Source organism: Hungatella hathewayi WAL-18680 (assembly GCF_000235505.1).
Taxonomy (GTDB): Bacteria; Bacillota; Clostridia; order Lachnospirales; family Lachnospiraceae; genus Hungatella_A; species Hungatella_A hathewayi_A.
The window spans coordinates 1,071,500-1,084,620 of the sequence record NZ_JH379028.1 but is presented as its reverse complement, the minus strand read 5'-3'; the positions used below and the strand labels follow the sequence as shown (position 1 = coordinate 1,084,620).

At 52.0% G+C, this 13,121-nt stretch carries 12 protein-coding genes; 9 read left to right on the top strand and 3 right to left on the bottom strand.

Features of this window, described 5'->3' with window-relative positions; translation table 11 throughout:
- Nucleotides 1-87: 87 nt before the first annotated feature.
- On the bottom strand, nucleotides 88-1,140 hold the full coding sequence (locus HMPREF9473_RS20615; RefSeq protein ID WP_006782153.1) for an AraC family transcriptional regulator: 1,053 nt from the start codon (nucleotides 1,138-1,140) through the stop codon (nucleotides 88-90).
- Nucleotides 1,141-1,323: 183 nt separating this feature from the next.
- Here HMPREF9473_RS20615 and araA point away from each other — a divergent pair, with 183 nt between their 5' ends.
- The 7 genes from araA to HMPREF9473_RS20580 all read left to right on the top strand — a co-directional run bounded on the left by araA (nucleotide 1,324) and on the right by HMPREF9473_RS20580 (nucleotide 10,084).
- On the top strand, nucleotides 1,324-2,820 hold the full coding sequence (gene araA / locus HMPREF9473_RS20610; RefSeq protein WP_034859681.1) for an L-arabinose isomerase: 1,497 nt from the start codon (nucleotides 1,324-1,326) through the stop codon (nucleotides 2,818-2,820).
- 77 nt (nucleotides 2,821-2,897) lie between these two features.
- Nucleotides 2,898-4,502, top strand: coding sequence for a xylulokinase (locus HMPREF9473_RS20605; protein WP_006782151.1), 1,605 nt, complete (start codon nucleotides 2,898-2,900; stop codon nucleotides 4,500-4,502).
- A 68-nt stretch (nucleotides 4,503-4,570) separates the two neighbouring features.
- Nucleotides 4,571-5,269 (top strand): L-ribulose-5-phosphate 4-epimerase, encoded by a 699-nt coding sequence (locus tag HMPREF9473_RS20600; RefSeq protein ID WP_006782150.1) that lies wholly within the window; start codon nucleotides 4,571-4,573, stop codon nucleotides 5,267-5,269.
- 84 nt (nucleotides 5,270-5,353) lie between these two features.
- Complete coding sequence (locus HMPREF9473_RS20595; RefSeq protein ID WP_006782149.1) at nucleotides 5,354-6,247, top strand: AraC family transcriptional regulator; 894 nt, start codon at nucleotides 5,354-5,356, stop codon at nucleotides 6,245-6,247.
- Nucleotides 6,248-6,330: 83 nt separating this feature from the next.
- Nucleotides 6,331-7,854, top strand: coding sequence for a xylulokinase (xylB, locus tag HMPREF9473_RS20590; protein ID WP_006782148.1), 1,524 nt, complete (start codon nucleotides 6,331-6,333; stop codon nucleotides 7,852-7,854).
- 31 nt (nucleotides 7,855-7,885) lie between these two features.
- Nucleotides 7,886-8,506, top strand: coding sequence for a DUF4867 family protein (locus HMPREF9473_RS20585; RefSeq protein WP_006782147.1), 621 nt, complete (start codon nucleotides 7,886-7,888; stop codon nucleotides 8,504-8,506).
- A 93-nt stretch (nucleotides 8,507-8,599) separates the two neighbouring features.
- Nucleotides 8,600-10,084, top strand: a complete 1,485-nt coding sequence (locus HMPREF9473_RS20580; protein ID WP_006782146.1) for an L-fucose/L-arabinose isomerase family protein — start codon at nucleotides 8,600-8,602, stop codon at nucleotides 10,082-10,084.
- A 10-nt stretch (nucleotides 10,085-10,094) separates the two neighbouring features.
- On the opposite strand, the gene HMPREF9473_RS20575 is transcribed toward HMPREF9473_RS20580, so the two are convergent.
- Both HMPREF9473_RS20575 and HMPREF9473_RS20570 read right to left on the bottom strand, forming a co-directional pair.
- A complete protein-coding gene (locus HMPREF9473_RS20575; protein WP_006782145.1) occupies nucleotides 10,095-10,424 on the bottom strand; it encodes a type II toxin-antitoxin system RelE family toxin in 330 nt (109 codons plus the stop codon).
- The gene (locus tag HMPREF9473_RS20570) at nucleotides 10,421-10,744 is read right to left on the bottom strand and encodes a type II toxin-antitoxin system Phd/YefM family antitoxin (RefSeq protein ID WP_006782144.1); all 324 of its coding nucleotides are present in this window, start codon (nucleotides 10,742-10,744) and stop codon (nucleotides 10,421-10,423) included. The genes HMPREF9473_RS20575 and HMPREF9473_RS20570 overlap by 4 nt, the downstream gene beginning before the upstream one ends.
- Nucleotides 10,745-11,060: 316 nt before the next feature.
- On the opposite strand from HMPREF9473_RS20570, the gene HMPREF9473_RS20565 reads away from it, so the two are divergent.
- Complete coding sequence (locus HMPREF9473_RS20565) at nucleotides 11,061-11,900, top strand: tyrosine-type recombinase/integrase (protein ID WP_006782143.1); 840 nt, start codon at nucleotides 11,061-11,063, stop codon at nucleotides 11,898-11,900.
- 429 nt (nucleotides 11,901-12,329) lie between these two features.
- Complete coding sequence (lepB, locus tag HMPREF9473_RS26525) at nucleotides 12,330-13,103, top strand: signal peptidase I (protein WP_006782142.1); 774 nt, start codon at nucleotides 12,330-12,332, stop codon at nucleotides 13,101-13,103.
- Nucleotides 13,104-13,121: the final 18 nt, after the last annotated feature.

Below are 13,121 nucleotides of genomic sequence, written 5' to 3'. Positions count from 1 at the left end.
ATTATAGTTTCCTTTCTTAAATCCAATTTTTTTTTCTTGAGAATGCCCTGCTTGGGGCATCTGTTTTTTTGGTGCGACAGGGCCCAGTCAGGCTCCGGTGTGCTCTTTGCGGAACCGGGCCGGGGTCATCTGGTAACGCTCGGTGAAAATCCGGTAGAAATACCCCTTGTTCTGGTACCCGACGGCGTCCGCTATCTGCTCGATGCTGAGACTGGTGGACGTCAGCAGCCGCTCCGCCTCATCCAGACGCAGCTTCTGCACATATTCGGTGTAGGTCATGCCGGTCTTCTGGCGCAGCAGGCGGTTGAAATAATCCTCCTGAAAATGAAACTGCTCACAGAGCTGCCGGATGGTGATATCCCGGTAATGCTGCCGGATGTAGGCGGTGATTTCTTCGTACATCAGCCAGTTCATTTCCCTGCGCAGTTCTCTGGACAGGGAAAAGTCGTAATCAGTGCTGAGAATGCGGAAAATGCGCATCAACAGGCCGCGGCAGATGTAGGAGGACGCCTCGTCGTGGGTGATAAGCTCCCGCAGTAGCGGTTCCAGACATTCCTCCAGCTTCGTCCCGGCGTCGGGATTGGGCTTAAAATGCAGGTACTGCTGAAGATTCTTCTGTTTCAACAGGGCCGACTGGAGAAAGGAGACGATGCGCCCCGCCGCCACATGGCTGTCCATAATCTCCTCGAAAATATCGTTGGCGATGCCGAGAAACAGGATAGACGCGGGACTGGAATCCAGATAATCCTGATGCAGGCAGTTCTTGTCAATCAGGCACAAATCCCCCTGCTCAAAGGTAATATCGTTCCCCAGAATCCGCTGGCGGAACCGGCCGGACACGATGTAGGAAAGTTCCAGATACTCGTGGGTGTGTAGCTGGGTCTTGTCCCCCGGCTCAAAATGACAGCTGTACGAGAAGGAGACGGCCGACGGCTTGATGGTCCCGTAGAGCCGGTGGTTGGGGCTCACGTTCCAGCATAGGGCGAAGAGATGTTCCTCTTTGGGGAGGGGGTAGGTCTTCTTGTCTTCCAAATGCAGGGAGTACTCCGGGCACATGATGCGGGAGCCGATGGGATTGTCCTCCCGGAGCATATTGGTGTCGTTGCAGGATATCTGCTCGCAGAGAGATTTGAGCGTCATGGCGGGCCTCCTTTCGTTTTTTGTTTCATTTCCTCTAGTTTAACTGGAATGGAGGGGAAATGCAAGAAGATTGAGGTCGGATTTGGTAACTTTTGAGAGGAAATGACAGGGGTGGGAAATTGCCTTGGCCGGAGGTATTTTTTATAATGAAACCAGAAGAATTTATGAGAGAAGGAGAGTGGCATGATGACGGAGAAAAATTACAAATTCTGGTTTGCAACGGGGTCCCAGGACCTGTATGGGGAGGAGTGTCTGGCCAACGTGGCGGAGCACTCGAAAATTATCGTGGAGAAGCTGAATGAATCGGGGGTATTGCCCTTTGAGCTGGTGTGGAAACCGACGCTGATTGACAATGCTTCCATCCGCCAGCTGTTCAACGAGGCCAATGGGGATGAGGAGTGCGCGGGGGTTGTGACCTGGATGCATACGTTTTCGCCGGCCAAGTCCTGGATTCTGGGACTGCAGGAGTACCGGAAGCCGCTGCTGCATTTACATACCCAGTTTAACCAGGAGATTCCCTATGACACCATTGACATGGATTTTATGAATGAGAACCAGTCGGCCCACGGCGACAGGGAGTACGGCCATATTGTGACGCGGATGGGAATTGAGCGGAAGGTGATTGTGGGACATTGGAGCAGCGAGGCGGTGCAGAAGCGGATGGCGGAGTGGATGCGGACTGCCATCGGTATCATGGAGAGCAGCCATATCCGCGTGGTGAGAGTAGCCGACAATATGAGAAATGTTGCCGTTACCGAGGGCGACAAGGTGGAGGCGCAGATAAAATTTGGCTGGGAGATTGACGCTTACCCGGTAAATGAGATTGCGGACTATGTGAAGGATGTGTCCGCCGGGGATGTGGATGCCCTGGTGGAGGAATATTACAGCAGGTACGAGATACTGCTGGAGGGACGTGATGAGAAGGAGTTCCGCCGTCATGTGGCAGTGCAGGCGGGAATTGAGATTGGGTTCGAGCGGTTTTTGAAGGAGAAGAATTATCAGGCCATTGTCACCCATTTCGGAGATTTGGGGGCTTTGCAGCAGCTTCCGGGGCTGGCGATTCAGCGATTGATGGAAAAGGGGTATGGATTTGGCGGCGAGGGCGACTGGAAGACGGCGGCTATGGTGCGGCTGATGAAGATTATGACCTCCGGGATGAAGGATGCCAAGGGGACTTCGTTTATGGAGGATTATACCTACAATCTGGTTCCGGGAAAAGAGGGGATTTTACAGGCCCATATGCTGGAGGTGTGTCCGACGATTTCGGAGGGACCGGTTGGGATTAAGGTGTGCCAGCTTTCCATGGGCGACCGGGAGGACCCGGCGAGACTGGTGTTTACTTCCAAGACGGGACCGGCGGTGGCCACGTCTCTCATTGATTTGGGGAATCGGTTCCGTTTGATTATCAATGAGGTGGACTGTAAGAAGGTGGAGAAGCCTATGCCGAAGCTGCCGGTGGCCACGGCGTTCTGGACACCACGGCCGAACCTGGCGACGGGGGCGGAGAGCTGGATACTGGCCGGCGGCGCCCACCATACGGCGTTTTCCTATGATTTGACGGCGGAGCAGATGGGGGACTGGGCTGCGGCTATGGACATTGAGGCGGTCTATATTGATGGGGAGACTACCATCAGGAATCTAAAAAATGAACTTCGGTGGAATGCGGTGGCATTCCGGTAGAGATAGCGGGGAATCTGGCCGGGAGCCGGAGATTCTGCAAATAGCGGCCAGACGGGCCGGGAACAGGAGATGGAGATATGGGTAATGAGAGAGAACTGACGGCGGCGATGATTCGGGAGGGCAGGACGACCATGGGAATGGAGCTGGGGTCCACCAGGATTAAGGCGGTGCTGATTGATGAGAATCACAGACCGATAGCGACGGGAAGCCACGACTGGGAGAACCGGCTGGAGGACGGTATCTGGACCTACACGCTGGAGGATATCTGGACAGGGGTTCAGGACGCGTACCGGGATATGGCGGAGGATGTGTTAAGGCAGTATGGGGAAACGCTGACGACCATAGGCGCGATTGGTTTCAGCGCCATGATGCACGGGTATATGGTGTTTGACAAGGCAGGGAAGCTGCTGGTGCCATTTCGGACCTGGAGAAATACCATCACCGGGGAGGCGTCGGAGAAGCTGACGGAGGTATTTCAGTATCCGGTACCCCAGCGGTGGAGCATTTCCCATCTGTATCAGGCGATTCTGAACCGGGAGCCCCATGTGCCGGATATTGATTATATGGTAACCCTGGAAGGTTATGTGCACTGGATGCTGACGGGGCGGAAGGTGCTTGGCATCGGGGATGTGGCCGGGATGTTCCCGGTGGATGTCCAGGCGAAGGATTTTCACCAGCGGATGGTGGAGCAGTTTGACCAGCTGGTGGCGGGAGAGAAACTGCCGTGGAAGCTGCGGGATATTCTGCCGAAGGCGCTGGTGGCCGGGGAGGATGCCGGTGTGCTGACGGAGGAGGGTGCGAAGCTTTTGGATACCAGCGGCAATTTGAAGGCCAGGATACCGCTCTGCCCGCCGGAAGGGGACGCGGGGACCGGGATGACGGCGACCAACAGTGTGGCTGTGAGAACGGGAAATGTCTCCGCCGGGACCAGCGTGTTTGCCATGGTGGTGCTGGAGAAAGAATTGAAGAAAGTCCATCCGGAGATTGATTTGGTGACGACGCCTGCCGGGGATTTGGTGGGAATGGTGCATTGTAATAACTGTACCTCCGATTTGAATGCCTGGGTAGGGATATTTAAGGAGTTTGCGGAGAGCATGGGTATGGATGTGGATATGAATGAGCTGTTCGGCACGCTGTACCGGAAGGCACTGGAGGGGGATGCGGACTGTGGCGGCCTGCTGTCCTATAACTATTTCTCCGGGGAGCATATCACGGGATTCGAGGAAGGACGGCCGCTGTTTGTGCGCAGACCGGACAGCCGGTTTACGCTGGCCAACTTTATGAGGACCCATCTGTACACGTCTCTGGGAGCGCTGAAGACGGGGCTGGATATCCTGTTTAAAGAGGAGGATGTGAAGCTGGATGTGCTGCTGGGGCATGGCGGACTGTTCAAGACAAAGGGCGTGGGACAGAAGATCATGGCGGCGGCCGCCGATGTTCCGGTGTCCGTGATGGAGACGGCCGGCGAGGGCGGCGCCTGGGGGATTGCGCTGCTGGCGGAATATATGTTGAAAAAAGAGGACGGGGAGACGCTGGCTGGCTATCTGGCGGAGAAGGTGTTTGCCGGACAGGAAGGTAGTACTTTGCAGCCGGAGGAAGCGGATGTGGCCGGATTTGAAGCGTTTATGGAGAGATACCGCCAGGGACTGCCTGTGGAGCGGGCGGCTGTGGAAGCGCTGTGATCATAAAGATGGGCAGCAAGCCATATGGAACAAGGTCCCAGTAGAAGCGAAGAAAGAGGAGACATGTGATGTTAGAAGTATTAAAAGAGCAGGTATACGAAGCCAATATGGAGCTTCCCAGGCGTGGGCTTATCACCTACACCTGGGGAAATGTAAGCGGAATTGACCGGGCGTCGGGGCTGTTTGTGATTAAGCCCAGCGGTGTGGATTACGACGACCTGCGGCCGGAAGACATGGTGGTGATGGATTTGGAGGGAAACCGGGTGGAAGGGACGATGAATCCTTCCTCCGATACGGCGACCCATCTGGAACTGTACCGGGCGTTTCCGGAGATTGGCGGGGTGGTGCACACCCATTCGCCGTTTGCCACCTCCTGGGCCCAGGCCGGGCGGGGGATTCCCTGTTATGGGACCACCCATGCGGATTATTTTTACGGAGAGATTCCCTGTGCGAGAAATCTGACGCCGGAGGAGATTGAGGAGGGCTATGAGAAAAATACCGGAAAGGTGATTGTCGAGACCTTTGCCGGAAAAAATCCCGTCTATGTCCCCGGTGTTCTCTGCAAAAACCATGGCCCCTTTACCTGGGGAAAGGACGCGGCCCAGGCGGTACACAACGCGGTGGTCCTGGAGGAGATTGCGAAAATGAACCTGATGACGGAGCTGCTAAATCCCAATGGGGACAACCAGACGCCCCAGTGCATGCAGGATAAACATTTCCTGAGAAAGCACGGCCCAAACGCCTACTACGGCCAGGGAAAGGAGTAGTTGCAAAGAAGGTCCGGGACTGCTACAATGAGAACAGAAAAGAGCAAGAAAATGCTGTTTACTGTTTGAGAAGGAGGCAGGTGGATGACCACGGATTTTAAACATGAGCTGGTGCTTCCCAATGAGGACTTACCGTTTAAACTGTTCCTGTTTGAGGGAAAGGAAGGCAACTACCGGAGGGCGAAGCACTGGCACCGCTCCATTGAGATCTTTCTGGTGCTGGAAGGGAAGCTGGAATTCTTTATCGACAATACCAGTCTGCCGTTAACGGCCCCGGATTTTGTGATCGTCAACTCCAATGAGATTCACTCCATTGAGGCCCCGATGCCAAACACCACCATCGTGGTGCAGATTCCGGTGAGCTGTTTTGCCGGGTACCTGGAGGAGGACGATTATGCGGTATTTTCCAAGGGCTCGGAGGAGGAGAATTTAAAGCTGGTCAAGCTGATTGTGCAGATGTACCGGGCTTACCAGGAGAAGGGGCTGGCCTATGAATTGAAGGTGCGCAGTCTGTTCCTGGAGCTTTTGTATCTGCTGGTTACCTCCTTCATGAAGAAGGAGGAGGACCAGGGCAATATCCGGCAGAAACGTCATCTGGATAAGTTGTCCCGGATTACCTCCTATATGAAGAAGAATTACAACCAGGATATCACCCTGGAGAGTGTGGCGGATTTGTTTGGATTTTCGCCGACCTACCTGTCCCGGATGTTTCAGCGGTATGCCAATGTCAGCTATAAGACGTATCTTTTGAACCTGCGGACGGAGTACGGACTGCGGGAAATGATGAACACGGAGCATAGTCTGAATGACGTGGCGTTAAACAATGGATTTCCCAACAGCCGGGCATTTGCCAAGGCATTTTCCAAACGGTACGGGTGTCTTCCCAGTGAGTACCGGCACCGGATGGGCAGGAGAGAGGGAAATCCGGACCCGGAAAATAAAAAGAGCAAGAAAGTGCTATCAACTGGTCAAGTTTGAGTCTGGAAAGTGACAGTGGAACAAGTTATACTCATAGATAGAAGAGATTGTCAAAGACTCGTGATTGAGAAAGGGGTTACGCAATGAACTATCTGATAGGAATTGACGTGGGGACATCGGCGACGAAGACGGTTCTGTTTGACGAAGCGGGAACAGTGATGGCCTCGGCGTCCCAGGAGTATCCACTGTACCAGCCGAAGAACGGCTGGGCGGAGCAGAAACCGGAGGACTGGCGTGACGCGGTGCTGGCGACACTGGAACGGGTGGTGAGCCAGGCGGCGGTGGAACGGGAAGCGATTAAGGGCATCGGTATTTCCGGGCAGATGCACGGGCTTGTGATGCTGGATGAAGCCGGGGAGGTGATTCGCCCTTCTATCATCTGGTGCGACCAGAGAACCGGGGAAGAAGTGGAAGATATGCTGCGCATAATGCCGAAGGAGCGCTGGATTGAGATTACGGCCAATCCGCCTTTGACGGGATGGACGGCGGCCAAGATTCTCTGGGTGCGGAAGCATGAGCCGGAGAATTATAGCCGTTGTAAGCATATTCTGCTTCCAAAGGATTACATAAGGTATATTCTGACCGGCGTGTTTGCCACGGAGGTGTCGGATGCCAGCGGTATGCAGCTGCTGGATGTGCCGGGGCGGCGATGGTCGGATGAGGTGTTAGAGGCGCTTCAGATTGACAAATCCATGCTGGGGAAGGTCTATGAGTCCTGTGAGGTGACAGGCACTCTGCTTCCGGAGATAGCAGAGAAGACAGGATTGACGGCGGAGGTCAAAGTGGTTGGCGGCGCTGGGGACAATGCGGCGGCGGCTGTGGGAACCGGGATTGTGCGGGATGGAACAGCATTTACCACCATCGGGACTTCCGGTGTGGTGTTTGCACACAGCAGCCAGGTTTCCATTGACAAGAAGGGACGGGTGCATACCTGCTGCTGCGCGGTGCCGGGGGCATGGCATATCATGGGCGTGACCCAGGGGGCCGGTCTTTCCCTGAAATGGTTTAAGGATGAGTTCTGCCAGGATTATGTGGCGGAGGCGAAGGCCCAGGGAAAAGATGTCTATGATTTGATTAATGAAGATGTGAAGACGATTCCGGCGGGCAGCGACAAGCTGATATATCTGCCTTATTTGATGGGCGAAAGAACGCCTCATCTGGACCCGGACTGCCGGGGCGTGTTCTTTGGGCTGTCGGCGATTCACACGAAGAAACATCTGCTGCGGGCGGTGATGGAGGGCGTGTCCTATTCTCTCTGTGACTGCAACCAGATTTTAAAGGAGATGGGCGTGGATGTGACGCAGATGATGGCCTGCGGAGGCGGCGGGAAGAGCCCTGTCTGGCGTCAGATGCTGTCTGACCTTTACAACTGCACGGTGAAGACGGTGCAGCAGGACGAGGGGCCGGCTCTGGGCGTGGCGATTCTAGCCGGGGTTGGCTGCGGCATTTACCCCAGTGTGGAGGAAGCCTGCGACAGACTGATCAGTGAGAAGAGCAGCACCAGCCCGGTGGCGGAGAATGTGAAGACTTACGAGTGCTATCATCATATCTACCAGAATCTCTATCAGAGTTTGAAGGCGGATTATAAAGAACTGGCGAACTTGTAGAACGAACTATGTGGAGAGGAAGGGAAAGAATATGAAGCTGAAACATGTAAATGATTCGGAGTTTCGGATGTACGGCCGGGTGATTACCGGATATGAGGTGTCGGGGCTGATGGAGGAGATGAAGAAGACTCCGCTCCCGGAGGATGTGGTTTATGTGGCTTCCGTGCCGGAGCTGGAAGCATTGCCGGAAATCGGGGCGCTGGCGGACGGCGTGTATGGCGGAATGCCGATTCAGATTGGTTACTGCAACGGACATAACCGGAAGTTAAACGCGCTGGAGTATCACCGGGATTCGGAGGTGAATCTGGCGGTGACGGACATGATTTTGCTGATTGGACGGCAGCAGGATATCACGGAGGAGTACACCTATGACACCGGGCTGGTGGAAGCGTTTTTTGTGCCGGCGGGGACGTTGATTGAGGTGTATGCGACGACGCTGCACTATGCGCCGTGCCAGACGGACGAGGGGGGATTCCGCTGTGTGATCGTGCTTCCGAGAGGAACCAACGAGGAACTGGCCGGGCCGGCAGCCGTGCGGTGCGGGGAAGATAAGCTGCTGTTCGCAAGAAATAAATGGCTGGTGGGCCATGAGGAGGCAGGGCTTCCGGAAAACGCCTGGATTGGTTTGAAGGGTGAGAATGTTTCGATATAAAAGTATGAAGAAACATGTTTTCAGATAGTGAGAGAAACGGAACTAGTGAATTGTAAATAAAATATATTTCATAATAAAATGGAGGATATTCACATGATTAACATGCCAGAAGTAAAAATCGGTATCGTAGCCGTAAGCCGCGACTGTTTCCCGGAGAGCCTTTCCGTGAACAGAAGGAAAGCGTTGATTGAAGCCTACAAGGCCAAATATGATGAGAAAAATATTTATGAGTGCCCGGTCTGCATCGTGGAGAGTGAGATACATATGGTACAGGCACTGGAGGATGTGAAGGCGGCGGGATGTAATGCCCTGGTTGTTTACCTTGGCAACTTTGGACCGGAGATTTCTGAGACATTGTTAGCGAAGCATTTCGACGGACCGGCCATGTTTATCGCGGCGGCTGAGGAGAGTGGTAACAATCTGGTTCAGGGCCGTGGCGATGCTTACTGCGGGATGCTGAATGCCAGCTATAACCTGAAGCTGCGCAATATTAAGGCATACATTCCGGAATACCCGGTTGGAACAGCCGAGGAGTGCGCCGATATGATTGAGGAGTTTGTGCCGATTGCCCGCGCTATCGTAGGGTTAAGCGGACTGAAGATTATCAGCTTTGGACCGAGACCGTTAAACTTTCTGGCCTGCAACGCTCCCATCAAGCAGCTTTACAACCTGGGTGTGGAGATTGAGGAGAACTCCGAGCTCGATTTATTTGAGGCGTTTAACAAACATGCCGGCGACGCGCGTATACCGGATGTGGTGAAAGATATGGAATCCGAGCTTGGCGCAGGCAACAAGAAGCCGGAGATTCTGGAGAAACTGGCCCAGTATGAGCTGACACTGCTTGACTGGATTGAGGAGCACAGAGGCTACCGCAAATACGTGGCGATTGCCGGAAAATGCTGGCCGGCTTTCCAGACCCAGTTTGGATTTGTGCCATGTTATGTAAACAGCCGTCTCACCGACAGAGGCATTCCGGTGTCCTGTGAGGTGGATATCTACGGCGCGTTGAGCGAGTTTATCGGAACCTGCGTGAGCCAGGATGCGGTGACATTATTGGATATCAACAACTCCGTGCCGGCTGATTTGTACAATGAGGATATCAAGGGCAATTATGATTACGGCCAGAGAGAGACCTTCATGGGCTTCCACTGCGGCAACACCAGCTCCAAGAAGCTGTCCTTCTGCGAGATGAAGTACCAGCTGATTATGGCGAGAGCCCTGCCGGAGGAAGTAACCCAGGGAACCCTGGAGGGCGATATCGTTCCTGGCGATATAACCTTCTACCGTCTCCAAAGTACGGCTGACAATGTACTGCGGGCCTACATCGCCCAGGGCGAGGTGCTCCCGGTAGCGACACGCTCCTTCGGCGCCATCGGCATTTTCGCCATCCCGGAGATGAACCGCTTCTACCGCCACGTACTGATTGAGAAGAACTTCCCGCATCATGGGGCGGTGGCATTTGGACATTATGGAAAAGCGATTTATGAGGTGTTTAAGTATATCGGCGTTGACGTGGAGGAGATTGGGTTTAACCAGCCGAAGGGGATGTTGTATAAGACGGAGAATCCGTTTGCATAAATAAGGGTAATTATAAATGATGTTTATTCCGACGGGTTTTGGCTTCTTCGTAAACTTGCTCGTCGGTCCGCGTTGAGATAATAATGATGTTCATGATGGAATTGGTGATTTCTACTTTGTAGACGACCCGGATTCCCAGGTCACGAAATTTGATTTTTAACAGATTGGTTAGATTGGTTCCGTTCTTATTTCCAAGTGGTTTTCCGTAGCCGCCCTGTGTGGCTGGGAGAGGATTTTGACTGACTTTTTGAATTCCTTTTAGCACTTGGATACGGACGGAACCGTCTAATTTTCTTAGGTCTTCCTGCGCTTCTTCTAAAAATGTAATATTCCAAATCATTCGATATCAATATCCTCCGTTTCGTTTAATTCCTGTTCGGTGATGCCCAGATTGGAGAGAACATCGGCGAAAGGTATGGAATTTTTTCCTTCATTTTTTTTCAGACGTTCGCTGGCTTCCATCAAAAGCAGATAGTTTTCCTCAATTTCGGCCAGACGCTCATATTCTTCCGGGGACAGAATGATGGCGGAAGGCTGATTGTTCTTTAGCACGACCAGTTGTTTCTCCGTCCGAAGCCGGTCAAAAATCCTGGAAGCCTGCCCACGGTTAAATTGTGTGATGGGAACCAGACTTTGAAGCAGGTTGGCTGTTATAGTCATGTGTTATCACCTCTCTTTTTTCTTTTAGTATATGCGATTAGATGAAAAATAGCAATAGATAATAATGAGAATATAGCGATAAATTTAATGATTATAAAGCGATAAATATAGCGATATATCCGTGCGATTAAAATATCTTGAAAAATTATCCGGAATGTATCGTGCTGCGGCATGGGCATTCTCTTTTTGCATGGAAATAATTCCCAGCACAATCTGTTTTCATCTGCTTGAAAAATTTCCCTTTTGCGTATAAGGTATATCGTATACTGAAACAACAAAAGAGAAAAGTTCTATGGAAACGAGGGGGTACGGAAGGATGAGGATTACGGAACTGACATTGGAGGAGTACCGGGGGTATTTACAGGATGAGGAGCGGAGCAGCGCTACGGTGGAGAAATATCTGCGGGATGTTCGAAAGTTTATAGCATACTTGTCCGGCGATATGACAATTAGTAAAGATAAGGTGAGAGAGTATAAGCAGTGGCTGAAAGAGCGGTATACGATTGCCAGCGCCAATTCCATGCTGGCGGCCGTGAACAGCTTTTTTACATATCTGGGACAGGAAGAGTGGAAGGTGAGGCTGTATAAAATTCAGAGGGCGGTGTACAGCAAACCGGAAAGGGAGATGACGAAGGCGGATTATAAACGTCTGGTCTGTGCGGCAAGAAAAGAAGGTGATATGCGGATGAGCATGCTGATTCAGACCATATGCAGCACGGGTATCCGCATCAGTGAGCTGAAATACATCACGGTGGAATCATTGGGCGTGTGCCGGGCGGAGATTTATAACAAGGGAAAGTCCCGGCTGGTGCTGATCCCTTCCGAGCTTGCGCGGGCATTGAAAAAATATTGCAAAGAAGAAGACATCACTTCCGGGAGTATTTTTGTCACTAAGAATGGGAAGCCGATGGACAGGAGCAATATCAGCAAAAGGATGAAACAGATTGGAAAGACGGCTGGAGTGGACAGTGCGAAAGTATTTCCCCATAATCTGCGGCATTTGTTTGCGAGAACATTTTATAATGTGGAAAAAGATGTGGTCCGGCTGATGGATTTGCTGGGGCATTCCAATATCAGCACGACGCGAATCTATACCGTTGACACGGAGGAACGGCCCAGAGAGCAGATGGCGCGGATGCATCTGGTGCTTGATTAGGCCGATTACGACAAAATAAAAAATACCCCATAAGATATATTATGTGGTATTGACGATAATTTGCGAGGGAAAATACCCCTCACAATATAGTCTATTATACTTGCTTTCGTAAAAATTGCAAGGATAAAAATGGAAAAACATATAAATTGCGGCATATTTACGAGCAAAAAATATTAAAATACGTATAAATATGAAATTGGGTTATTTTGATAAAACATGGACGTCCGGAGATGGACGCGGACAGCCTTTCAGTTAATCAAAATTTTCAGAAAATCTCTTATTATCAGCAATCTGTTCTTTATGAGACCTAGAATCAGGTCCAAAACTTCAATTAACCATTACAGCCATGGTATTCAGTCCGCACAAACGGCAACGGAATACCACATAATATATCTTATGGGGTAAAATCCGGGAGAGAGGTGCCAGTTCGTGAGAGGGGCCGAAATAAAGGGGAAATCCCGCAGGCAGATGCGGGCAGGCAGTATAAATAAAACGGGAAAAAGCTCCCATTTTCGGACAGTGCGGTTCGGCGGATTCGAGGAGACCCAGATTATCTGTTATCTGTGGGATGTGATAAAGGCGGTGGAGGCCGGAGCTGCGGTCCGTGCCGGGGCATCAGACAGACCGGATAGTCTTGCGGAGGAAGCCCGGCAGCTGCGAATGCAGATGCGGGTTGAAATGCGGCGATATTTTGCAAGACGAAAGCGCAGAAATGTGAGAATTGTTCTTACTTTTATCATGCTGGCGCTGAGTGTGATCTGTCTGTTTTCTTTTATCATCGGAGTGGACCGGGTTTCCGGAGAATCTATGTACCCGTATCTAAATAACGGGGACTGGATTATATACAGCCGCCTTGGCGGTAGATGTAACAGGGATGAGGTAGTGGTCTTTGAAAATGGAGGAGAAAACTTTGTGAAACGTATCGTAGGGCTTCCGGGAGATACGGTGGAAATCAGTGTTTCAGGCGGCCGGGTGGTCGTCAATGGAACCCAGGTGAGGGAGCATTATATAACGCTGACAGTTCCGGAACGGGAGAATGACGGGAACGAGATGGGGGCGCCGTTAACCGTGATAGAGGGACAGTATCTGGTGCTGGGAGATAACCGTGGAGTTTCCATTGACAGCCGCGACCAGAATGTGGGAACGGTGGCGTCAAAGCAGATACTGGGGAGTGTGATACTGATTATCAGGACCAGAGGATAGGGATAAGAGTAAATGTTG

Coding starts and splice junctions, on each gene's coding strand:
- HMPREF9473_RS20570 (WP_006782144.1), bottom strand. CDS start 10,744: ATGACTATAACAGCCAACCTGCTTCAAAGTCTGGTTCCCATCACACAA.
- HMPREF9473_RS20600 (WP_006782150.1), top strand. CDS start 4,571: ATGTTAGAAGTATTAAAAGAGCAGGTATACGAAGCCAATATGGAGCTT.
- HMPREF9473_RS20565 (WP_006782143.1), top strand. CDS start 11,061: ATGAGGATTACGGAACTGACATTGGAGGAGTACCGGGGGTATTTACAG.
- HMPREF9473_RS20605 (WP_006782151.1), top strand. CDS start 2,898: ATGGGTAATGAGAGAGAACTGACGGCGGCGATGATTCGGGAGGGCAGG.
- HMPREF9473_RS20615 (WP_006782153.1), bottom strand. CDS start 1,140: ATGACGCTCAAATCTCTCTGCGAGCAGATATCCTGCAACGACACCAAT.
- araA (WP_034859681.1), top strand. CDS start 1,324: ATGATGACGGAGAAAAATTACAAATTCTGGTTTGCAACGGGGTCCCAG.
- HMPREF9473_RS20585 (WP_006782147.1), top strand. CDS start 7,886: ATGAAGCTGAAACATGTAAATGATTCGGAGTTTCGGATGTACGGCCGG.
- HMPREF9473_RS20595 (WP_006782149.1), top strand. CDS start 5,354: ATGACCACGGATTTTAAACATGAGCTGGTGCTTCCCAATGAGGACTTA.
- HMPREF9473_RS20575 (WP_006782145.1), bottom strand. CDS start 10,424: ATGATTTGGAATATTACATTTTTAGAAGAAGCGCAGGAAGACCTAAGA.
- HMPREF9473_RS20580 (WP_006782146.1), top strand. CDS start 8,600: ATGATTAACATGCCAGAAGTAAAAATCGGTATCGTAGCCGTAAGCCGC.
- xylB (WP_006782148.1), top strand. CDS start 6,331: ATGAACTATCTGATAGGAATTGACGTGGGGACATCGGCGACGAAGACG.